The organism is Dactylosporangium sp. NPDC050588 (assembly GCF_040654975.1).
Taxonomy (GTDB): domain Bacteria; phylum Actinomycetota; class Actinomycetes; order Mycobacteriales; family Micromonosporaceae; genus Dactylosporangium; species Dactylosporangium maewongense.
This window is the reverse complement of sequence record NZ_JBFAJA010000040.1, coordinates 34,570-55,953: the sequence shown is the minus strand read 5'-3', so window position 1 is coordinate 55,953 and position 21,384 is coordinate 34,570. Positions and strand designations below refer to the sequence as shown.

21 protein-coding genes are annotated in these 21,384 nt (G+C 73.8%); 9 read left to right on the top strand and 12 right to left on the bottom strand.

The window, feature by feature from the left end:
* Window positions 1-507 (top strand): diguanylate cyclase (locus tag AB0I21_RS27170; protein ID WP_360565267.1); only part of this gene is annotated, 507 nt, incomplete at its 5' end.
* Here AB0I21_RS27170 and AB0I21_RS27165 read toward each other — a convergent pair.
* The gene (locus AB0I21_RS27165; RefSeq protein WP_344502661.1) at window positions 486-689 is read right to left on the bottom strand and encodes a hypothetical protein; all 204 of its coding nucleotides are present in this window, start codon (window positions 687-689) and stop codon (window positions 486-488) included. The two genes, AB0I21_RS27170 and AB0I21_RS27165, sit on opposite strands and share 22 nt — an antisense overlap.
* 151 nt (window positions 690-840) lie before the next feature.
* On the opposite strand from AB0I21_RS27165, the gene AB0I21_RS27160 reads away from it, so the two are divergent.
* Window positions 841-1,707 carry an aldo/keto reductase gene (locus tag AB0I21_RS27160; protein WP_360565265.1) on the top strand — a complete coding sequence of 289 codons (867 nt, stop codon included), beginning with the start codon at window positions 841-843 and terminating at the stop codon, window positions 1,705-1,707.
* A gap of 66 nt (window positions 1,708-1,773) precedes the next feature.
* On the opposite strand, the gene AB0I21_RS27155 is transcribed toward AB0I21_RS27160, so the two are convergent.
* From AB0I21_RS27155 to AB0I21_RS27145, 3 genes are read right to left on the bottom strand one after another with little or no spacing between them, the layout of a single operon-like run.
* On the bottom strand, window positions 1,774-3,045 hold the full coding sequence (locus AB0I21_RS27155) for an aldehyde dehydrogenase family protein (RefSeq protein WP_360565263.1): 1,272 nt from the start codon (window positions 3,043-3,045) through the stop codon (window positions 1,774-1,776).
* 48 nt (window positions 3,046-3,093) lie between these two features.
* Complete coding sequence (locus AB0I21_RS27150; RefSeq protein WP_360565262.1) at window positions 3,094-3,948, bottom strand: methyltransferase; 855 nt, start codon at window positions 3,946-3,948, stop codon at window positions 3,094-3,096.
* On the bottom strand, window positions 3,897-5,207 hold the full coding sequence (locus AB0I21_RS27145; protein ID WP_360565260.1) for a glycosyltransferase 87 family protein: 1,311 nt from the start codon (window positions 5,205-5,207) through the stop codon (window positions 3,897-3,899). Before AB0I21_RS27145 ends, AB0I21_RS27150 begins: the two co-directional genes overlap by 52 nt.
* Before the next feature lie 174 nt (window positions 5,208-5,381).
* Here AB0I21_RS27145 and AB0I21_RS27140 point away from each other — a divergent pair, with 174 nt between their 5' ends.
* Window positions 5,382-5,657 (top strand): hypothetical protein, encoded by a 276-nt coding sequence (locus AB0I21_RS27140; RefSeq protein ID WP_360565258.1) that lies wholly within the window; start codon window positions 5,382-5,384, stop codon window positions 5,655-5,657.
* Between the two features lie 9 nt (window positions 5,658-5,666).
* Window positions 5,667-6,881, top strand: coding sequence for a sigma-70 family RNA polymerase sigma factor (locus AB0I21_RS27135; RefSeq protein WP_360565257.1), 1,215 nt, complete (start codon window positions 5,667-5,669; stop codon window positions 6,879-6,881).
* Here AB0I21_RS27135 and AB0I21_RS27130 read toward each other — a convergent pair.
* On the bottom strand, window positions 6,862-7,212 hold the full coding sequence (locus tag AB0I21_RS27130) for a MarR family transcriptional regulator (RefSeq protein WP_360565353.1): 351 nt from the start codon (window positions 7,210-7,212) through the stop codon (window positions 6,862-6,864). The genes AB0I21_RS27135 and AB0I21_RS27130 overlap by 20 nt on opposite strands.
* A gap of 154 nt (window positions 7,213-7,366) precedes the next feature.
* On the opposite strand from AB0I21_RS27130, the gene AB0I21_RS27125 reads away from it, so the two are divergent.
* Window positions 7,367-9,154 (top strand): ABC transporter ATP-binding protein, encoded by a 1,788-nt coding sequence (locus tag AB0I21_RS27125; protein WP_360565255.1) that lies wholly within the window; start codon window positions 7,367-7,369, stop codon window positions 9,152-9,154.
* Window positions 9,155-9,206: 52 nt separating this feature from the next.
* Window positions 9,207-9,446, top strand: coding sequence for a hypothetical protein (locus tag AB0I21_RS27120; protein WP_344502670.1), 240 nt, complete (start codon window positions 9,207-9,209; stop codon window positions 9,444-9,446).
* Between the two features lie 296 nt (window positions 9,447-9,742).
* Here AB0I21_RS27120 and AB0I21_RS27115 read toward each other — a convergent pair whose 3' ends face one another.
* A complete protein-coding gene (locus tag AB0I21_RS27115) occupies window positions 9,743-10,588 on the bottom strand; it encodes an NAD(P)H-binding protein (RefSeq protein ID WP_360565253.1) in 846 nt (281 codons plus the stop codon).
* A gap of 54 nt (window positions 10,589-10,642) precedes the next feature.
* Between AB0I21_RS27115 and AB0I21_RS27110 the strand changes: the two genes are divergently transcribed.
* The gene (locus AB0I21_RS27110; RefSeq protein WP_360565251.1) at window positions 10,643-11,140 is read left to right on the top strand and encodes a MarR family transcriptional regulator; all 498 of its coding nucleotides are present in this window, start codon (window positions 10,643-10,645) and stop codon (window positions 11,138-11,140) included.
* A gap of 33 nt (window positions 11,141-11,173) precedes the next feature.
* Here AB0I21_RS27110 and AB0I21_RS27105 read toward each other — a convergent pair whose 3' ends face one another.
* From AB0I21_RS27105 to AB0I21_RS27090, 4 genes are all read right to left on the bottom strand, one after another.
* Window positions 11,174-12,166: a glycoside hydrolase family 88 protein gene (locus tag AB0I21_RS27105; RefSeq protein WP_360565249.1), complete on the bottom strand. Its 993-nt coding sequence runs from the start codon at window positions 12,164-12,166 to the stop codon at window positions 11,174-11,176.
* 1 nt (window position 12,167) lies between these two features.
* Complete coding sequence (locus tag AB0I21_RS27100; protein ID WP_360565247.1) at window positions 12,168-12,605, bottom strand: nitroreductase family deazaflavin-dependent oxidoreductase; 438 nt, start codon at window positions 12,603-12,605, stop codon at window positions 12,168-12,170.
* 36 nt (window positions 12,606-12,641) lie between these two features.
* Window positions 12,642-13,973 (bottom strand): AI-2E family transporter, encoded by a 1,332-nt coding sequence (locus AB0I21_RS27095; protein ID WP_360565245.1) that lies wholly within the window; start codon window positions 13,971-13,973, stop codon window positions 12,642-12,644.
* 149 nt (window positions 13,974-14,122) lie between these two features.
* A complete protein-coding gene (locus AB0I21_RS27090; RefSeq protein WP_360565243.1) occupies window positions 14,123-15,049 on the bottom strand; it encodes a hypothetical protein in 927 nt (308 codons plus the stop codon).
* Window positions 15,050-15,286: 237 nt separating this feature from the next.
* Between AB0I21_RS27090 and AB0I21_RS27085 the strand changes: the two genes are divergently transcribed.
* Entirely contained in the window at window positions 15,287-15,568 is a 282-nt protein-coding gene (locus tag AB0I21_RS27085) for a DUF3040 domain-containing protein (protein ID WP_344502679.1), read from the top strand.
* A 173-nt stretch (window positions 15,569-15,741) separates the two neighbouring features.
* Here AB0I21_RS27085 and AB0I21_RS27080 read toward each other — a convergent pair whose 3' ends face one another.
* On the bottom strand, window positions 15,742-16,551 hold the full coding sequence (locus AB0I21_RS27080) for an NAD-dependent protein deacetylase (protein WP_360565241.1): 810 nt from the start codon (window positions 16,549-16,551) through the stop codon (window positions 15,742-15,744).
* Between the two features lie 91 nt (window positions 16,552-16,642).
* Between AB0I21_RS27080 and secA2 the strand changes: the two genes are divergently transcribed.
* The gene (gene secA2, locus AB0I21_RS27075; RefSeq protein WP_360565240.1) at window positions 16,643-18,970 is read left to right on the top strand and encodes an accessory Sec system translocase SecA2; all 2,328 of its coding nucleotides are present in this window, start codon (window positions 16,643-16,645) and stop codon (window positions 18,968-18,970) included.
* 239 nt (window positions 18,971-19,209) lie between these two features.
* Here secA2 and AB0I21_RS27070 read toward each other — a convergent pair whose 3' ends face one another.
* Window positions 19,210-21,381 (bottom strand): hypothetical protein, encoded by a 2,172-nt coding sequence (locus tag AB0I21_RS27070; protein WP_360565238.1) that lies wholly within the window; start codon window positions 21,379-21,381, stop codon window positions 19,210-19,212.
* Window positions 21,382-21,384: the final 3 nt, after the last annotated feature.

The window sequence follows — 21,384 nt, the reverse complement described above, 5'->3', positions numbered from 1 at the left end:
AACACCGCCGGCAACACCGCCGGCAACACCGCCGGCAACACCGCCGGCAACACCGCCGGCAACACCGCCGGCAACACCGCCGGCAACACCGCCGGCAACACCGCCGGTCACACGGTCGCGGCGGTGCTTCTCGTCGACCTCGACGACTTCAAGATGATCAACGACACGCACGGGCACCACGCCGGGGACGCGGTGCTCGTGGCGGTCGCGGACCGGCTCGCCGCCAGCGTGCCGGCCGGCGGGACGGCGGCCCGCATCGGCGGCGACGAGTTCGCGGTGCTGCTGCCGGGGTCCGGCGCGCCGGCCGCCGAGGCCGTCGCCCGCAGGTTCCTGGACCTGCTGGACGTGCCAGTGCCGGTGCAGGGCCACCGGCTGCTGGTGCGGGCGAGCGTCGGCGTCGTCGACGGCGACCCGCGGGCCGCGGAGGCGCTGCTGCGGCGCGCCGACGCCCGCATGTACGCGGTGAAGCGCGAGACCCGGTTGGCTCAGATGTCCTCGTCGAGCTGAGTCGCCCGGCGCGGCTCGCGGACCAGCTGGCCGGTCGAGTCGACCGCGCCGTCGTCGATGCGCCCGCCGCGCTGCTCGTGCACGGCGCGGCTCTGCGCCTGTTCGTACTCGCGCCGCGCGGCCGCCCTGGCCTGGCCCTCGGGGCTGTCGGGGTCCACCCCGGTCGGGTCCTGTGCGTTCATGACATCACTCCCAGCGGTCGGCGTGACTCCCAGCGGTTGGCGTGAGGAGGGTCACCTTACCCATACCTCTCCGCGCTAATCCAGCCGTACTTCGCCACAGCGCTACGTTTGGACGGTTGCCTGCCATACCGTTCTGAGGAGAGCCATCCGCATGTCAGAGCAGACCAGCGTGCACGCCGCGGCGGCGGCCGGGACCATCGACCTCGGCGGTGACCTGACCGTCAACCGGCTCGGCTTCGGCGCCATGCGCGTCACCGGCACCGGCATCTGGGGCGACCCGCCGAGCCGCGCCGACGCGGTGGCGGTGCTGCGCCGTGCCGTGGAGCTCGGCGTCAACTTCATCGACACCGCCGACTCCTACGGGCCCGACGTGAGCGAGGAGCTGATCGCGGAGGCGCTGCACCCCTACGCCGACGACCTCGTGATCGCCACGAAGGGCGGCCTGGAGCGGCCGGGGCCCGGCGAGTGGACGTCCAACGGCGACCCCGAGCACCTGCGCCGCGCGCTCGACGGGAGCCTCCGGAAGCTCCGGCTGGAGCAGATCCCGCTCTACCAGTTCCACCGGCCGGACCCGAACGTGCCCTTCGAGGAGTCGGTCGGCGCGCTCGTCGAGCTCAAGGACGCCGGCAAGATCCGTCACATCGGCCTGTCGAACGTGACGGAGGAGCAGCTGCGGGTCGCGCAGCGGCTGACCCCGATCGTCTCGATCCAGAACCGCTACAACGTCGACGACCGCGGCTCCGAGTCGCTCGTCGACCTGTGCGAGCAGGAGAGCATCGTGTTCCTGCCGTGGGCGCCGATCCAGAACCTCGACGGGGTGACGGCGGTGGAGGAGATCGCCGCGCGGTACGGCATCACGACCCGGCAGCTCGTGCTCGCGTGGCTGCTCGCCCGGTCGCCGGCGATGCTGCCGATCCCGGGGACGGGGTCGGTGGCGCACCTGGAGTCGAACGTGGCGGCGGCGTCGGTCGCGTTGACCCCGGCCGAGGTGGCGACGATCACCGCCGCCACGTCCTGAGGCTCAGGCCGGCCTGAGCCCCAACCCTGCATCCCGGTTCGCGGCCCAGGACGTTCCGCCGGGCGCTCACGCGCCCAGGTCGGCCGCCCGGTCGGCGGGCACGACCACGTACTGGCGCAGCGACAGGTCGCGGAAGGTCACCGGACCGCGCGGCCCCGGCACCCGGTCGATGTTGATGCCCGTCTCCGGCAGCGCGAGGAGCTTGAACCCGTCGAGGAGGCGGGTGGTCGCGTTCCAGAAGGCGCCGGTGCCGGCGTAGGCGGCGAGGAACTCCCGTGCGGCGGCGGTGGACTCGGTGACGATCCCCGCCGCCAGCCCGGACGTCTCGTCGTTGGCGATGCGGGCCGCCTCCTGGACGCCGGAGACCGGGGCGATCGTGACGGTCGCCTCGCCGGCGGAGTCGAGGGCCCACTCGTAGCCGAGGGCGTGGCTGTGCGGCGGCAGCGACGCGGCGATCGCCGGGGTGCGGGCGGCGAGCGCGTCGACGACGCCGGGGACGGTCGCGTCCCAGATCGCCCGGTGGACCAGCAGCAGGTTGAGCCGGTTGCACACGCCGAGCCGGTCGAGGCCCGCGTCGATGAGCGCGGCCGCCTTGGCCGGGTCGGCGGCCTCGTCGAGGTAGAGGACGCCGCCGCCGTCGGCGTGGGCGAGGGTGCGCACGCCGTGCAGGGCGGCGCGTTCGGCGAGGCTGCGGGTGCTGTCGCCGCTGCCCCGGAGGATGACGAGCGGGATGAGGCCGGGCTGCGACACGAGCGCCTCGGCGCTGTCGCGGCCCTTTGCCCGCACCAGCTGCACGGCGGCGGGGTCGAGGCCGGCCTCGGCGAGGGCGGGCGCGACGACGGCGTCCATGAGCGCGACCGCGGAGGCCAGCGCCGCGGAGCCGGTCCGCAGCACCCCCGCGTTCTGCGACTTGACCAGCTGCGACGCGACGTCGACGGTCACGTTGGGGCGGGCCTCGTAGTTGGCGCCGATGACCCCGACGGGCCGGCGCCACTCCTGCAGGACCAGGCCGCCGTCGAGGGTGCGGATGGTGCGCTGCGCCGGCTCGGCCTCGACCCCGGCGAGGATGTCGAGCTGGGCCGCCATCGCGGTCAGCCGGGCCTCGTCGAGCTTCAGCCGGTCCAGCAGCCCGCCGCTCATCCCGTCGGCCCGCGCCGCCGCCTGGTCCTCCTGGTTGGCGGCGAGGATCGCGTCGCGGGCGCCGCCGCCGAGGCGGCGGGCCATGCCGCGCAGCGCCTCGTCGATCGTCTTGGCCGGCGCCGCGGCGAGTGACGGCGCGGCGGCCCGGGCGGCGCGGGCAGCCTCGGAAACGGCCTCGGACGACGGCGAAGCGGACACGCGGCACTCCCGGGGAACGACGACTGGTGAAGCCCAGATTCTAGAGCGTCACCGTTTCCGGGCCTGGAGGGTGTACGTCTGCGGCAGCCGCCACGGCCGGTCGGTGAGGCGGTGTTCGCCGTGCTCGTCGGCGGTGGTGCGGCCGGGCAGGGCGTCCCACGGCGCGCTGTCGTGCTCCCGCAGCATGGTGAGGTCCAGGCCGGCGTCCATGACGGCGGTGACGATCTCGCCGAGGCCGTGGTTCCACTGGTGGGTGGTCGTGTTCTGGAAGACGGTGTCGGTCTCAACGTAGGTGCCGTCCTCGTCCCACACGAGGGGGTCCTCCCGTTCGAAGTACGCCTGGTCGATCGCGAGGAGACCGTCGGGGCGGGTCTCGTCGACGGCCCACAGCATCGGGTGGCCCTCGCGGATGAACAGCCGGCCGCCGGGCTTCAGCAGCGCGGCGACGACCCCGGCCCAGCGGCGGACGTCCGGGAGCCAGCAGAGCGCGCCGATGCCGGTGTACACGAGGTCGAAGGCGCCCGGTTCGAGCACCCGCGGCGCGTCGTACACGTCGGCCTCGACGTAGGCGATGTCCGCGCCGGTCGCGGCGGCCAGGGCGCGGGCCTCGGCGAGCGACGCGCCGGAGAAGTCGAGACCGGTGACCGCCGCGCCGAGGCGGTGCAGCGACAGCGTGTCGGTGCCGATGTGGCACTGCAGGTGCACGGCGCGCCGGCCGCGGATGTCGCCGAGCCGCGGCAGGTCGAAGCGGACAACGTCGCTGAGGAAGCCGGGGTCGTCGAGGAACCGCTGCCGGGAGTAGCCGGGCGACGCGGCGTGGGCGGGGGCCCGCTCGTCCCACTGGGCGCGGTTCAGGTGCAGGTATTCGGAGGCTGCCGGGAGGGCGCGACTGGGCTGATGCACACGGTCGAACCTGCCACGCCCGGCGGCGCCCCGACAGCGGTTTTCCCCGGCCGCAACCACACCGCCGCGAGGACCAGCAGAGCGACGCTGACCAGGGTGTACGTGTCGCCGACCAGCCGTTGCACGCCGTGCCAGGTCGCGGGGTCCTCGATGTCGGGAAGATGCCACAGCAGGCCGCGCGGGGCGGCGATCCGGTCGCCGCGGCCCTGCATCGGCCAGGCGAGGAAGGCCATCGCGAGCAGCCCGGGCAGTCCCGCGGCGAGCCACCGCAGCCGGGCGGGGACCTGCGCCACGACGGCGGCGGTCGCGACCAGCACCGGCACGATCCAGGCGTAGTGGTACGTCCACGACACCGGCGAGACGAGCAGCCCGGTGAGCGCGGTGCAGGCGACGCCGGCCAGCTCCTCGCCGCGGAGGTGGGCGGTGCGGGCGACGGCGAACCCGAGGACCCCGACGGCGGCGGCCAGGGCGTAGTAGACGGCGGTCGAGCCGGTCCAGCGTTCGGCGAGGGTGTGCAGCGACTGGTCCAGCGACCCCCCGAGCGCGCTGTCCTGCGTGACCCGGCCGGAGCTGGCGAACATGCCGGTGAACCAGTACTGGGCCGAGTCGCGCCCGTCGGCGGCGAAGCCGAGCAGCGTCAGCGCGGCGAACGTCCCGGCGGCCGTCGCGGCGGCCCGGAACCGGCGGGTGACCAGCAGGTACACGATGAAGATCCCGGGCACGAGCTTGGCCGCGGTCGCCACCCCGACGGCCACACCCCGCAGCCGGTGCCCGTCCGGCAGCGCGAAGTCGGCGAGGACGAGCAGCACCAGGATCATGTTGATCTGGCCGTCGTTGAGGTTCGCCTGGACGGGCTCCAGCCACAGGGCGCCGGCGGCGAGGGCGAGCGCGGCGCCGGCGACGCCGGGCCCGCCGCGCAGCCCGGCCATCCGGAGGCTGAGCAGGCAGACGCCGACAAGCGAGGCGACGGTCAGCGCGTTGAGCGCGACGAGGGCGTGGGCGCTGCCGAGCCGGGACAGCGCGTCGAAGGCGAGCAGCGTCACCGGCGGGTAGGTGAACGGCCAGTGCCCGGCGGTGAACGCCAGGTCGTAGACGTGCGCGTGGTGCCGGAACGCGGCGCCGGCCTGCACGTACACCTCGATGTCGCGGTCGTCCAGCTGCGGGCCCTCGATCCTGGCCACCTGCAGGTAGCTGGCCAGCGACACGACGAACGCCAGGGCCCCCGGCAGGGCCAGCCAGTTCGGGACGTTGCGCTGCACGGCCGCAGCGTCACACGCAGGCCGCTCGGGGGATGTCAGGAAGGAGATAGATCTCGTGTCACGCTTTTCCCCGGTCGCCGGCACCAGTATGAACCGTGCCACGTTTCGCACGGTTCCGGCCCGCCGCGCCGATAGGACAGCGTCGGACCGGCGACGCGACGGGAGGTGTGGCGCATGCGTTCGCGTGAGACCGTGGTCGTCGCCGTCCTCACCGCCGTCCGCGACACCACGGTCATCACCGGGGCGGGCGGCGGCAGCCCTGATCCGGCCGCCACGGTCACCGTCGGGGCGAGCGTCGGGATCGCCGTGGGCGGCACCGGGGCCGGCGACCTGATGCGCCACGCGGACGTCGCCATGTACGCGGCGAAGCTCCGCGGCCGCAACCGTGCGGTCACGTTCACGCCGCGGCTCGAACCCGTGGCGCCGCTGACGGCGGCATCTGCCGCATAATCGGCGGTCGTGGACGTTCGCGACACGGTCGAGGCGGTCTTCCGGATCGAGTCGGCCCGGCTCGTCGCCGGGCTGGCCAGGATCGTGCGCGACGTCGGCCTCGCCGAGGAGCTCGCCCAGGACGCGCTGGTCATCGCCCTGGAGCAGTGGCCGGTGCGCGGCGTGCCCGACGACCCCGGCCCGTGGCTGATGGCGACGGCGAAGCACCGCGCCGTCGACGCGCTGCGCCGCCGCGCCAACCACGACCGCAAGCTCGCCGTCATCGGCGTCACCGACGTGACCCTCGACGAGGAGCCCGACGTCGACGACCATGTGCGCGACGACCTGCTCCGCCTCATCCTGACCGCCTGCCACCCGGCGCTGACCACCGAGTCGCAGGTGGCGCTGATCCTGCGGACGCTGGGCGGGCTCAGCACCGCCGCCATCGCCCGTTCCTTCCTGACCACCGAGGCGACCGTGTCGCAGCGGATCCTGCGGGCCAAGCGGGCCCTCACCGGCGTCGCGTTCGAGCTGCCCGCCCCCGCGGAGCTGCCGGCCCGCCTGACCGCCGCCCTCGGCGTGACCTACCTGATCTTCAACGAGGGCTACTCGGCGTCCGCCGGCGACGACTGGGCCCGCCCGCAGCTGTGCGAGGAGGCGATCCGGCTCGGCCGGGTCATGGCCGGGCTGCTGCCGTCGGAGCCGGAGGTGCACGGGCTGTGCGCCCTCATGGAGCTGCAGGCCGCCCGGATCCCGGCGCGGACCGCGGCGGACGGCTCGCCGGTGCTGCTCATGGACCAGGACCGGCGGCGGTGGGACCGGCTGCTGATCCGCCGCGGGCTGGCGGCGCTGTCGGCGGCGGAAACCCTCGGCACGCTCGGGCCCTACGGGCTGCAGGCCGCGATCGCCGCCTGCCACGCCGCGGCGCCGCGCCCCGCGGACACCGACTGGGACCGCATCGTCGCCCTGTACCGGCTGCTCGCTCACGTCGCGCCGTCCGCCGTGGTGCGGCTGAACCTCGCCGTCGCGGTCGGCATGGCCTCCGGCCCGTCGGCCGGGCTGGCCCTGCTCGACGAGCTCGACGGCGCCCTGGCGAACTACCCCTACCTGCCGGCGGCCCGCGGCGATCTGCTCGAGCGCCTCGGCCGCCACGAGGAGGCCCGGGCCGAGTTCGCCCGGGCGGCGGCCCTGACCCGCAACGAGCGCGAGCGGAGCCTGTTCCTGGCTAGGGCCGCAGCGTCCTGAGGATCCGCCCGAGGGTCTCGCGGTCCTCGGCGTCGAGGCCGGCGAAGAAGCGCTCCGCCTCGGCGTGCCGGGCGGCGCGGATCGCCTCGGCGGTCGCCTGCCCGGCGTCGGTGAGCACGACCAGGGTGGCGCGCCGGTCCGCCGGGTCGGGGCGCCGCTCGACCAGGCCGCGCTCCTGCAGCCCGTCGACGACCTCGGTGGTCGAGCGCGGCGCGATCCGCAGGTGGTCGGACAGCTCGCTCAGGCGCATGACGCCGTGCCGCATGAGCACCGCCACCGCGCGCGACTGCCCGGGCGTGATCCCGATCGGCTCGAGGGTCTCGTGCGTCATGTGCCGCAGGCGGCGGGCCACGCTCCAGAACGCCTCGGCGAGACTCTCGTCACCGGACCCGTCGGCATCTTTCACGGGAATACGGTAGCAGGGGTTGGTGTTGCTGCCTCATAGTGAGGTAACCTCACCATTACCCGAAAGAAAGCGAGCCCCCTTGGAACCCCAGCACCGGACCCGGCCGCCGCGCGAGATCAGCACCGCTGACAAGGCCCGCGCCAAGAACGTCTCCCTGGCCCGCATCGGCCGCCTCTTCACCGCGCACCGCGGCCCCCTCGCCACGGTCGTCGCCATCATCGTCGTCTCCTCCGCGCTCGGCGGGGCGACCCCGTTCCTGCTCCGCGAGGTCATCGACGTCGCGCTCCCCCGGCGCGACACCACGCTGCTCGCCTGGCTCGTCGCCGGCATGGTCGGCGTCGCCGCCGTCACCTCCGCGCTCGGCGTCGTGCAGACCTGGATCTCGACCAAGGTCGGCCAGCAGGTCATGCACCGGCTGCGCACCGACGTGTTCACCCACCTGCAGCGCCAGTCCGTCGGGTTCTTCACCCGCACCCGCACCGGCGAGGTGCAGTCCCGCATCACCAACGACATCGGCGGCATGCAGAGCGTCGTCACCTCGACCGCGACCTCGGTCGCGTCCAACCTGACCACCACCGTCGCCACCGCGGTCGCCATGGCCGCGCTGTCGTGGCGGCTGTCGCTGGTCTCCCTCGTCGTGCTGCCCCCCGCGATCTACGTGACCCGCAAGGTCGCCGGGATGCGCCGCGACATCACCGCGCAGCGCCAGCGGGAGCTCGCCGACCTCAACGTCACCATCGAGGAAGGCCTCTCCGTCAGCGGCGTGCGCCTCAGCAAGACCATGGGCGCCGGCGCCGCCGTCGTGGACCGGTTCACCGCCTCCTCGACCCGGCTCATCGACCTGGAGCTGCGCTCCGAGCTCGCCGGCCGCTGGCGGATGGCGTCCATGAACATCATCTTCGCGGCCATCCCCGCCGTCATCTACCTCAGCGCCGGCCTGCCGCCGACCGCCGGCTCGCTGAGCATCGGCACGCTGGTCGCGTTCACCGCGCTGCAGTCCGCGCTCTTCCGGCCGCTCATGGGCCTGCTCGGGGTCAGCGTCTCCATCGCCAGCAGCCTGGCGCTCTTCGCGCGGATCTTCGAATACCTCGACCTGCCCGTCGAGGTCGACGACCCCGCCGACCCGGTGCCGCTGCCCCGCGCCAGCACCCGCGGCCACCTGCGCTTCGAGGACGTCACCTTCACGTACCCGGGCAGCGACGCCGCCGCCGTCGCCGGGGTCAGCCTCGACGTGCCCGCCGGCACCTCCCTCGCCCTCGTCGGCGAGACCGGCTCCGGCAAGAGCACGATCGCGTCGCTCATCGCCCGCCTGCACGACCCCACCGGCGGGCGCATCACCATCGACGGCGTCGACCTGCGCGACGTCCGCCTCGCCGACCTCGCGGCGGTCGTCGGCGTCGTCAGCCAGGAGACGTACCTGCTGCACACCACCATCCGCGAGAACCTGCGCTACGCGAAGCCCGGCGCCACCGACCTCGAGGTCGTCGAGGCGGCGAAGGCCGCGCAGATCCACGACCTCATCATCCGCCTCCCCGACGGCTACGACACCATGGTCGGCTCCCGCGGCTACCGCTTCTCCGGCGGCGAGCAGCAGCGCATCGCGATCGCCCGCACCCTGCTGCGCGACCCGCGCATCCTCGTGCTCGACGAGGCCACCAGCGCCCTGGACACCGAGACCGAGCGCGCCGTCCAGCGCGCCTTCGACACCCTCGCCGAGGGCCGCACCACGATCACCATCGCCCACCGCCTCTCCACCGTCCGCGACGCCGACCAGATCCTCGTCGTCGACCACGGCCGCGTCGTCGAGCGCGGCACCCACACCACCCTCCTCCAGGCCGACGGCCACTACGCCGCCCTCGCCGCATAATTCGGTGACATCCCCGATGCGCGCACCGCCCCGGCGGGCGCACATTGGAGGCATGGGTCGATTCCTCGCAGCGGCCGCCGCCGTCATCGTCGGACTGTTCGTCGTCGGTGCGCTCGCCATCTGGCTGTTCAAGGTGCTCATGAGCGTCGCGTTCTACCTCATCGTCGGCGCGGCCGTGGTCGGCGGAGGCATCTGGCTCTACAACAAGGCCCGCCGCGGCCTGAGCAGCGGCGGCCGCAACCAACGCCGCATCGAGGCCTTCCTCGCCACCCGGCGCGGCCGCATCCGCTGACACCCGCCGCACGCCGGTGCGCGCCGCCACTGTGCCGGTGCGCCCTCACCGACGCGCGGCTCGGGCCGCCCCGCATCCGCCCGCTCCCGATGTACGGCCTGGGTCGCCGCGCGCCGAATCCCGGCCGCCACGCGGCCTCGGAGCAGCCAGAAGCCCCGGCTCACACCGACGCAGGGGGGGGGCGGGTCGCCACCCGGCCGCGGGCGGTCGACGCGCAGGCTCAGACCGCGCAGGTGCCGGAGAACAGGTTCGCCGCGGCCGTGACCAGGGCGACCGTGATGTATGCGGCGCTCATGTCAGAACGCGTCCGCGTGGTCGGCGACCCACGTCGCGAACGGGGTCGCCGGGCGGCCGAGCACCTCGTCCACCACGCCGGTCGGCGGGTGCTGCGGGGCGGCGAGGTGGCGCTCGTAGCGCTCCATGAGCGCCCCGGCGAACCGCTCCGGCAGGCCGGCGACCGTCAGCCGCCACGCGGCGACCTGGGCCGGCACCTCCTCGAAGGTCAGCGGGCGGCGCAGGACCGCGCCGATGGTCGCGACCTGCTCCCCGTGCGTCAGCGACTGCGGGCCCGTCAGCTCCAGGACCCGCCCGGCCAGGGTGTCGTCGCGCAGCGCCCGCGCCGCGACCTCGGCGACGTCGCGCTCGTCGACGAGGGACTCCTCGAAGGCGCGGAACGGGTACCGCACCGTCGCGCCCGCCCGGACCTGCGGGCCGAACGCGCGGGCGGCGTTGCCGGCGAACGAGGCGGGGCGCAGGCACGTCCAGGCCATGCCGCTGTCGCGGGTGGCGAGGTCGAGCTCCTTGTTGCGGTCGCCGGCGTACCGCGACGGCTGCTGTTCCTCGGGGTCGCCGACGTTCAACGCGGTGAGCGCGACGACCCTGCGGACCCCGGCGGCGCGCGCGGCGGCAAGGATCGCCGGCGCGTCCTCACCGGCGACCCGCGGGTGCAGGAACAGTCCGGTGGCGCCCGCGAGGCCGTCGCGGACGGTGCGGACGCAGTCGGCGCCGGGCAGCGGGGCGCCGCGGGTGACGGCGCGGACGGGCTCGCCCGCGGCGGTCAGCGTCCGCAGCAGGTGCCGGCCGATGGCGCCGGTCGCGCCGGTAATGAGGATCATGAGGGTCCCTTCCGGGTATCGTGTCATCGACAACCGATATCGTATGGATCTCATAATATTTGGATCCGGGATCGAGATGGTATGAGTTCCGTATCACAGTCGCGTGACAACCGGCAGCGGCGGCGCTCCACGACCGCGATCAAGGAGTCGCTGCGGGAGCTGTCGATCCAGCTGTCGCTGCTGAACCACCAGGTCGGCGGGCGGCTCGGGGTCAAGGACGCCGACTTCGACTGCCTCGACCTGATCAACCGGCACGGCCCGATGAGCCCCAGCGCCCTCGCCCGCCGCGCCGGCCAGCACCCGGCGACGATGACCGGCGTCCTGGACCGCCTGGAGCGCGCCGGCTGGATCACCCGCGAACGCGACCCCGCCGACCGCCGTGCGGTGCAGGTCCGTGCGCTGAAGGAGCGCAACGCGGAGATCTTCGGCCTCTACGCGGGGATGAACGAGGCCATGGACGACCTGTGCGCCGGCTACGACGAGGCGCAGCTGGCGCTGCTCGCCGAGTTCCTCGACCGCGCCACCACCGCCGGCCGCCACGCCACCGACGCCCTCGCCGAGGGGCCGTCAGACGGGTGACCGGGCCGCCGGCCGGGAATGGCGGAGACGGTGTCAGACGGGAAGGCGGGCCGCCGCGGCCCGGGCCATCAGGTAGAAGGACTGCGCCTCGGCGGAGGTGCCGGGGCGGTCGAACACGGGGGCGCCGCACACGCCCGTGACCAGGCCGTCCGGGGTGACCAGCGGCGCGACCGCGGCGATCAGCGACCGGCCCACGGCCGCGTAGGACGGCGGGAGCCAGCCGTCCGCGACGCCGGCGCAGGTGGTGTACGCGAGCATCTGCGCGACGTTCGCCTCCGGGAACGACGCCGGGTCGTCCAGGACGTTGCCGAACAGGCCGTCGGGGCGGCGCAGCGCCAGGCACGCGTCGACGATCTCCCGGGCGTGGCCGGCCAGGGCGGGCTCCAGCGACGGGTCGTGGCGCAGCGCCCGGGCGATGCCGGCGGCGACCCAGCCGCTGCCGGTGCCCCAGTGCTCCGGCGCGGTGAGGGCGGCGGTGTCCTCGTCCCAGCGGGCCGCGTACAGGCCGCCGCCGCACAGGCGCTCACGATGGCCGGCGACCTGCCGGACGGCCTCGCCGGGGTGACCGGCCGCGGCGAGCAGCGGCACCACCATGTAGACCGTGTCGGCCCACACCTCCCGGGAGCCGATCACGTGGAAGAGCGTGCCGTCCGCGGCCCGCGGCGCCCGCGCCAGCAACCAGTCGAGCTGCGCCGCCAGCGCCGGATGCGCCGCCACCGCCCGCGCGCCGCCGGGGGCAGGCGCGCCGCCGCCCAGGCCGCGGACACCGGTGGGCGGAGGCGTGGCGCCGGGCCCGGGGGCGGGCAGGTCGATGAGTGCCTCGCCGCAGGCGGCGCCGTTGACGGAGCCGGACTCCTCCCCCACCGTGCCGAGGCGGCCGTCGGGACTCTGGTGCACGACCGCGTCGAGGGCGAGCAGCCGCGCCAGGTCCGTGCGGCCGAGGTCGAGCAGGGCGTGCGAGGCGACGCCCTGCTCCCACGAGTGGCGCTGCATGGCCAGCAGCGCAAGCAGGACCGGGTCGGTCAAGTCAGCTCACGGGGGTGAGCACGAAGACGGGGATCTCCCGGTCGGTCTTGGTCTGGTACTCGTCGTAGTCGGGCCAGGTCTCGTTGGCGCGCTTCCACCAGGCGGCGCGCTCGTCGCCGGTGACGAGCCGGGCGGTGTAGTCCTTGCGGACCGGGCCGTCCTGCAGCTCCACCCGCGGGTGCGAGACGAGGTTGTGATACCAGACGGGGTGCTTCGGCTGGCCGCCGGCGGAGGCGACGACCGCGTACTCCCCGTCGTGCTCGATCCGCATCAGCGGGTTCTTGCGGATCTTGCCGGTCTTGGCGCCGAGCGTGGTGAGCAAGATGATCGGCCGGCCGCGCAGCGTGTTGCCCTCGGCGCCGTTGGTCCGCTCGAACAGCTGGGCCTGCTCGTTGGCCCAGTCCGCGGCGCCCGGTGCGTACTCTCCGGTCAGCGGCATGTCAGCTCCTCCTGGATGGTCGGTGCGGGACCAACCCTACTCGCGCGAGCGGGTGCTCCCGGAGGTTTCCGCGTCCGGCAGGTCCTCGCCCGGCGGGGGCGGGGTGGGCTCGGGCGGCTCGGACGCGATCGGGCCGCCGTCGGACTCGTCGGAGGGCTCGGTGCCCGGTGGCTCTCTGTCCGCTGTCGGCTCGCCGTCGGGATGGGCGACGAGGTACCGGATGGCGGTGTTGCCGACCGCCAGCAGCGGCACCGCGACGAGCCCGCCGACGATGCCGGCGGCGACCACCCCGGTGGTGATCGCGAGGATCACCGCGAGGGGGTGCAGGGAGACGGCGCGGCCCATGATGAGCGGCTGCAGCACGTGCCCTTCGAGCTGCTGCACGGCGATGACGATGGCGAGGACCAGCAGCGCGTGCAGCGGGTCCTTGGTGACGAGGGCGACGAGCACGGCGACCGCGCCGGACAGGGTCGCGCCGACGACGGGGATGAACGCGCCGAGGAACACCAGCGCCGCGAGCGGCAGCGCGAGGGGGATGCGCAGGATCGCCAGCCCGATGCCGATGCCGACGGCGTCGACGAACGCGACGAGGACCGTCGCCCGCACGTACGACACCAGCGTGAACCACGAGTAGTGCCCGGCGCGGGCCGCGGGCAGCCGCGCGGGGCGGGGCAGCAGGCGGCACAGGAACTCCCAGATCTGCCCGCCGTCGCGCAGGAAGAAGAACAGCGTGAACAGCACCACGAAGAAGCCGGTGAGGACCTCGCCGAGCGTGGTGGCGGTGGTCAGCGCCCCGGAGGTGAGCGCGCCCCGGTTGGACTTCAGCTGGTCGCCGAACCCGGCCATGGCGCTGTCGACCTGCTCCTTCGACACGTGCAGCGGGCCGCGGGCGAGCCAGTCACGGATCTCGTTGACGCCCCCGGTGACCTGTTCGGAGAGGCTGTCGAACTGGGCGATGAACGTCTGCACGATGACGCCGAGCCCGCCGAAGACGATGACGAGCCCGGCGACGAGCACGATCCCGGCGGCGAGCGAGCGGTGCACGCCACGCTTGCGCAGCGCGGCGGCGGCGGGCTCCAGCAGGGCCGCGAGCAGCAGGGCGACGACGACCGGGATCACCATCAGCCGCAGCGCGCCGATCAGCCGCAGCAGAAGGTACGCCGCGAGGATGAACAGCACGATCCGCCACGCCCACGCGCCGGCGACGCGGACGCCGTGCGGGATGCCGTCGTCCACTGTGGAACGCTGGTCGACGACCAGGACGTCACGGTCCGGGACCTCGCGGCGGAACTCGGGGACCACGCCGGTGCGGCGGGCCGTCGTCAGCCGCGCCCTGGCACGGTCGGACACTTGCGCGATCCAGGTCATGCCGCCACCTCCGCTACGCTCCGGCGCCGGCCTGACCGAAGACTGCGCCCATGATGCCCGGTCTCTCCGCTGCGCTCCGGACCGGTCATGCTGGTCGCTGTACCCCTCGACGGGCATCGCCAATCGAGGGGTTTCAGCCAGGTGTCAGATCACTTGACCTTGTCGTAGCGGGCGAACGAGTCCGGGTCCTGGGTGCTCGACGTGCGCCACACGTCGCCGACGCAGGTGTAGTTGGTCGGGTCGAGGTTGGGCTCGAGGTTGATCGTGCCGGCCTTGCGCCCGTCGACCGAGATGACCACCGAGGACGTGCTCTCCTTGCCGGCGAACTCGATCGTCCGGCCGACCGTCTTGACCTGCCAGTCGGTCTTGCCGGAGAACGTGGCGTCGATGGTGCGGCCCTTGTCGTCCTTGCCGCTGTACACGGTCTTGGTGTCGTCCTCGACCGCGGTGCCGTCGGCGTTGATCGTCCACTGCTTGCCGCCGCCGGTCATCTTGACCTTGCCGATGCCCTCACGCTTGTCGATGTCGGTGCCACCCAGGTCGACGATCTTCTGGTAGCTGGTCTGGTTCCACTTGCCGACCAGGCAGGCGTCGACCGGACCGGACTGGGACGCCGACGCCGCGACCGTGGGCCCGGCCGCGGGCTCCTTGTCCTGGTTCAGCGCGACGACGACGATCGCGACCACCAGCACGACGACCAGGACCCCGCCGATCGCGAGGATCGGCACGAGCCGGTTGCCGCGCGACCGCGCCGGGGCGGGCAGCGGCGTCGGCGTCACGTACGGGCCAGGCGCCGCGTACGGGTTGGCGGGCGGTCCGCTGTACGGCGCGGCGGAGTTGGGCGCGATGTTGTACGGCTGCGCCGAGTACGGCTGGTTCGGGTACTGCGGCTGCTGCTGCGGGTACGACGGCTGCTGCGGCTGCTGGGGCTGCTGCGGGAACTGGGTCGTGTGTTGCGGGTACTGCTGCGGCGGGTACTGCGGCTGCTGTCCTTGCGGCGGGTACTGCGGACCCGGCTGCGGGTACTGCGGCTGCTGCCCCTGCTGCGGGTGCTGCCACTGCTGCGACGGATCCACGATCGTCCTCCCCGATGCCTGACGTGTTCGCCGTAGAGAATCGCACACCGGACATCAGCTCGCAGGTCGCCAGAAGTGACAAATGGGGCATTTGCCTGTTCAGGCAGCAACCCCGCAGGCTGGGAGTTTGTCACTGGCGCCGATCGACCGACCCTAAACCCGCCGAAGTGTGTGACCATCGAGCGGAGCGGGTACACGTCGCGCACCGGGCAGGCCCGTCGGAGGAGGTTGAGCATCATGCTCAGCGAGAGCGAGCAGCAGCGGCTCGCGGACATCGAAGCCGCACTGCGCAATGACACGCGGTTCGTCAACGGGTTCAACCGGGCGATGACCCGCCGCGTCACACCCCGTCGCATCACCGCGGTCACCATCGCCGTCGCCGGCGTCCTCGGCGTCGTCGTGGGCCTGGCCGCCACCAGCGTCGCGGGCACCGTCCTGGCGATCTGCGCCGTCGGCGTCGCCGGAGGCGTGTGGACCTGGCGCCCGCCACACCGGTCGGATCCCCCCGTCACCCCATAACCGTCTCCGCACGCGCACATCGACCCCCGAGGGCCCGCCGGCCGTCGGGGGTCAGTGCACCGCGCGCAGACTTTGTCCGGTGTTGCACCCGATCGCCCGGATCAGGGGCGCGCTGAACGGCGGCCGGCGGTATGGCCGTCCTCCTGATCGTCGTCGCGGCGCCGGTACGAGGGTCAGGCGGCCAGCTCGGCCAGGTGCGTCAGGGTCTTGCCGAGCGGGGCGTCCACCAGTACAGCTGCCAGGTCGTCGCTCTTCGTCGGTCCCTGGTTCACGATGGCGATCGGCACGCCCAGCTTCGCCGCCCGGATCACGAAGCGCCGCCCGGACAGGACGGTGAGCGACGAGCCGAGCACCAGCAGCGCCGCCGCCCGCTCCACGAGCGCGAACGCCGCCTCCACGCGCGGCATCGGCACCTGCTCGCCGAAGAACACGACGTCGGGCTTGAGCATGCCGCCGCAGTCCTCGCAGCCGACCGTGACGAAGTCCGCCGCCTGCTCGTCGGTCAGGTCGACGTCGCCGTCGGGGTTGATGTCCCCGCCGGCCTGCGCATAGGCCGGGTTCGCGCCGCGCAGCCGCCCGTCGAGGGCCGTGCGGGCGGTCACGTCGCCGCAGTCGAGGCAGACCACCCGGTCCAGGCCGCCGTGCAGCTCGATGACCGGGTCCGCGCCGCCGGCCTGGTGCAGGCCGTCGACGTTCTGCGTGACGATCCCGGTGACCAGGCCGCCGCGCTGCAGCCGGGCGACCGCGCGGTGCCCGTCGTTGGGCGACGCCTCCGCGATCGTGCGCCAGCCCAGGTAGCTGCGCGCCCAGTAGCGCCGCCGGGCCACCGGGTCGCCGGTGAACGTCTGGAACGTCATCGGCGACGCGTTGCGTTGCAGCCCGCTCGGACCGCGATAGTCCGGAATGCCCGACTCCGTCGACAGCCCGGCGCCGCTGAGGACGACCACGCCACCGCCTTCGACGAGCCTGATCAACTGTTCCACTCCACGATTGTCGCTCGGCTTCCCGGTGGCGCCGCCAAGTGACGGTGATGGGGCGCACATGTCCGGCGCGCGGGGACGTATCGTGGGGGCCATGGGTTTGGTGAGCAAATTCAACGCGTGGCGTCGCAAGCTGCAGGAGCAGCCCGGCACCACGATCGACCTCGAGCCGATGCGGGCACTCCTGCCGGAGATCGAGGAGCGCGAGGCCGAGCTGTCCGAGCTCACCGACGACGAGCTCCGCGCCGCCGCCACGGCGCTGCACCAGCGGGAGGACCCGCAGGACTTCGTCGAGGCGTGCGCCCTCGGCCGGGAGGCCGCGAAGCGAGCCCTCGACGAGCGCCCCTATGACGTGCAGCTGCTCGGCGCCCAGGTGCTCCTGGCCGGGCACGTCGTCGAGATGGCCACCGGTGAGGGCAAGACCCTGACCGCCGCGATCGCCGCCGCCGGCTATGCCGCGCAGGGCCCGGTCCACGTCATCACGGTCAACGACTATCTCGCCCGCCGCGACGCCGAGTGGATGCGCCCGGTCTACGAGCTGCTCGACCTGACCGTCGGCTGGGTCAACGAGTCCTCGACCCCCGAGGAGCGCCGGGCGGCGTATGCGTGCGACATCACGTACGTCTCCGTCAGCGAGGCCGGCTTCGACCTGCTCCGCGACAGCATCGTGACCGACACCGAAGACCGGGTGCACCGCGAGTTCGGCACCGTCATCATCGACGAGGCCGACTCGATCCTCATCGACGAGGCCAAGGTCCCGCTGGTCCTCGCCGGCTCGACCATCGACGAGAAGGACTCGCCGGTCGCGATCGCCGAGATCGTCAGCGGACTGCGCCGCGACCACGACTACGAGGTCGTCGACGAGGGCCGCACCGTGCATCTTTCAACGTCCGGCCTGGCGAAGGTCGAGGCGCTGCTCGGCCTGGACCTCTACGCCGCCGAGCACATGGACTCGCTCACCGCCGTCAACCTGGCGCTGCACGCCGAGGCGCTGCTGGTCCGCGACGTCGACTACATCGTCCGCGACGAGAAGGTCGAGCTCATCGACGAGTTCCGTGGCCGGGTCGCCCAGCGGCGGCGCTGGCCCGACGGCCTCCAGGCCGCCGTCGAGGCCAAGGAGAAGATCCGCAGCAGCGGTGGCGGCACCGTCCTGCAGACCATCACCGTCCAGGCGTTCCTCACGCAGTACAAGAAGATCTGCGGCATGACGGGCACGGCCCTGCCGGTCGGCGACCAGCTCCGCGAGTTCTACAAGCTGGAGGTCGCGGTCATCCCGCCGCACCTGCCCAACGTCCGCAAGGACTGGCCCGACCGCGTCTACGCCTCCGCCGAGGAGCGCGACATCGCCGTCGTCAACGAGATCGTCGCGATGCACGCCACCGGCCGTCCCGTGCTCGTCGGCACGCTCAGCGTCGCGGAGTCCGAGCAGCTCGCCGCCACCCTCGCCGAGGAAGGCGTCGAGTGCGTCGTGCTCAACGCCAAGAACGACGAGAAGGAGGCCGGCATCGTCGCGGAGGCCGGCTCGTTCAACGCCGTCACCGTCTCCACCCAGATGACCGGCCGCGGCGTCGACATCCGCCTCGGCGGCAGCGACGAGAAGGACCGTGAGCGGGTCGAGGGCCTCGGCGGCCTCTTCGTCATCGGCACCGCCCGCAACGACAGCCGCCGCATCGACGACCAGCTCCGTGGCCGCGCCGGCCGCCAGGGCGACCCCGGCGAGTCCATGTTCTTCGTCAGCCTCGAGGACGAGCTGATCGAGCGCTACGGCCCCGAGCCCATGCCGATGGGCAAGGCCGACGCCGACGGCGCCATCGACGACGAGGACGTCCGCTGGGCGATCGGCTCCGCGCAGCGCGTCGCGGAGACCGTCAACCTGGAGATCCACCGCAACACCTGGCGCTACAACTACCTGCTGGACCAGCACCGCCAGCTGCACGCGAAGCGCCGCGAGGAGCTCCTCACGACCGACGCGGCCGGCGAGCTCCTCGCCGAGCGCGCCCCCGACCGCTACAACGAGCTGGCCGAGGAGCTGGGCGAGGAGGCGGTGCTCCACATCGCCCGCACGATCGCTCTCTTCCACGCCGACTCCGCCTGGTCGGAGCACCTCGCCGACATGAGCGAGCTCCGCGAGGGCATCCACCTGCGCGTCCTCGGCGCCCAGGACCCGCTCGACGAGTTCCACCGCGAGGCGATCCCCGCCTTCCGGGGCCTGCTCGCCGAGATCGACGACCGCACCGTCAAGGAGTTCGAGGAGCTGGAGATCGACGGCCCCGACTGGCAGCCCGCCGACGCCGGTCTCGTCCGCCCCAGCGCCACCTGGACCTACGTCGTCAGCGACAACCCCTTCGGCTCCGAGATGGAGCGCTTCTTCGCCGGCATGGTCAAGCTGTTCCGCAGCGGCAAGGGCGTCAAGAAGGGCTGACCCGCGTTCCACGGTCCCCGCGGCCGCCACCGGTTCCTTCCCGGTGGCGGCCGCCACCGTTTCCGGCCCATTCGACTCCGACCGCCGCGGCCGCGCTCGACGAGTCGCTGCGGTTTCGCCGAACGGCCGGCTGGGCCACTTCCCTGCGCGGCGAACGGATAAATCGGCTTCGCCGACATATCCGAAATTTCGGTTATGTTCCGAGCGACGCGTCCGGCCGGTGGCGGCGCGGCGCTGGTTCAGGCCGGCAGGTGGCGCAGGGCTTCCGCGGCGGCCTCGTCCGCGGTCCGCAGGCGCCCCCGCTGCCATGCCTCCTCCGCGGTGTCCGCCGGCAGCCGGAGCCGCACCGCCGCGAGCGCCTGGGCGAGCCGGGAAGCCTCCGCGCCGTACACCCCCGACGGCACGTCCAACGCCCCGGCGAGTTCGGCCGCGGGCACGTCGCGGCCCGTACGCACGAACAACACCACCAGATTGCGCAGCGCGATGATCAGCAACGGCCGGCCGCCGGTCGTCCGCCAGTGCCTGATCGCGCCGGCGAACAGGGCGAGCGCCGGCTCCGGCGGCCCGTGGCGGCCGCGCAGCGCGACCATGGCGGTGCGGGCGACGCCCATGACGAACCGGCCGCCGACCGCCGTCGCGAGCCGCAGCGACTCGTCGAGCGCGGCGACCGCGGCCGCGGGGTTGCCGTCGCCGTGGGCCTCGGCGAGGGCGAAGAGCGCGAACGCCGTCGCCGACGGGTTGCCGGTGGCGCGGGCCGCCGCGAGACCCGCCTCGGCGACGGGAAGCGCGGCCGGGTCCTGCCGGTACGCCAGCGGCAGCGCGAGGTTGGCCGCCGCGATCGCCTGCGCCGCACCGCCCGCGGGAAGCACGGCGACCGCCCGCTCGTACTGTGTGCTGGCCCCGTCGAGGTCGCCCTGGATGAGGGCGATGTCGCCGAGCAGGTCCGCGGCGCCGGCGTGGCCCGCGTCGAGGGCCTCGCGGGCGATCCGCGCGGCGGTGGTGAAGTCGCCGTCGAGCCAGGCGGCGTACGCCGCGCCGGTCAGCACCCCGGGCGCCTGCCGGGCGGCGCGCAGCGGCAGCGTCAGCGTCGACCAGGCGAGCAGGTCGGCCCGCAGGTGCCAGAACCCGACGAACGCGACCGCCCCGGCGATCCGGGCCGCGAGCGCCGGCGCGTGCGCGCGCGACCAGTGCCACGCCTGCCGGGCATCGTCCAGCGCGCCCTCGACGACCGCCACCCACGCGGCCTCGTCCGGACCCGAAAGACCCTGGTCGGCCGCCTCGAGGAGGCCGGCGAAGTGGGTGGCGTGCCGCAGCCGCAGCTCCCGGTCGGCGGCCGGGTCGAGCAGTTCGGCGGCGTAGACGCGCAGGCTCGCCGGCATCCGGTACCGCCCGACGCCCGCGCTGCCGGGCCGGGTCAGCAGCGACCGCTCGGCGAGCAGCGCGACGACGTGGGCGACCGAGCCGGCCGGCAGCGGGCCGTAGCCGATGACGGCCTCCGCCGCGTCGAGGTCGATCCCGGCGGCGAACACGTGCAGCCGCGCGAACGCGATCCGCTCCTGCTCGCCGAGCAGCCGCCACGACCAGTCGACGACCGCCCGCAGCGTCTGGTGCCGCGCCGGCCGGCCGCGCGGGCCCGCGTCCAGCAGGACCAGCCGCGCGTCGAGCCGCCGGCTCAGGTCGTCGACGGTGAGCGTGCCGACGCGGGCCGCCGCCAGCTCGATCGCCAGCGGCAGCCGGTCGAGCGCCTCGCACAGCGCGCCGACCCGTGCCGCGAACCCCGGGTCCGTCAGCGCCGCGAAGCCCGGGTCGGCGGCGGACGCGCGCGCCGTGAACAGCCGCACCGCGTGGGGGGCGGTGAGCGGGTCGACGACGTACACGCGCTCGCCCGGCAGCCCGATGCGCTCCCGGCTGGTCGTCAGGACCCGAAGGGCCGGGCAGTCCTCAAGCGACAGTCCGACGAGGACGTCGTGGACGGCGTCGACGAGATGCTCGCAGTTGTCGACGACCAGGAGCCCCTCGGCGCCGCGCGCCCACGCGGCGAGAGCGTCGGCGAGCCGCCCCTCGACGACGAGCCCGGCGGCCGCGGCGACCGCCGGCGCGACGGCGGCGGGGTCGCCGACCGCGGCCAGGTCGACCCACCACGCCGGCCCGCACGCCCGCGCGAGGCTGGTCTTGCCGACCCCGCCGGGCCCGACCAGCGTCACGACCCCACCGGCGCCGGCCTCGACGAGCGCGGCGACGGCGCCGAGGTCGGCGTCCCGCCCGATGAGCCCAGCGGTCCTCCGCGTCGGCGTTCCCGGCGTCGGTACGGGGGAAGCCCGGTCGCTCAGGAGCCGGCGTTGCAGGGCGCGCACCGCCGCCGACGGGTCGAGGCCGGTCTCGTCCCGCAGCCAGTCCCGGTGCGCCCGCACCGC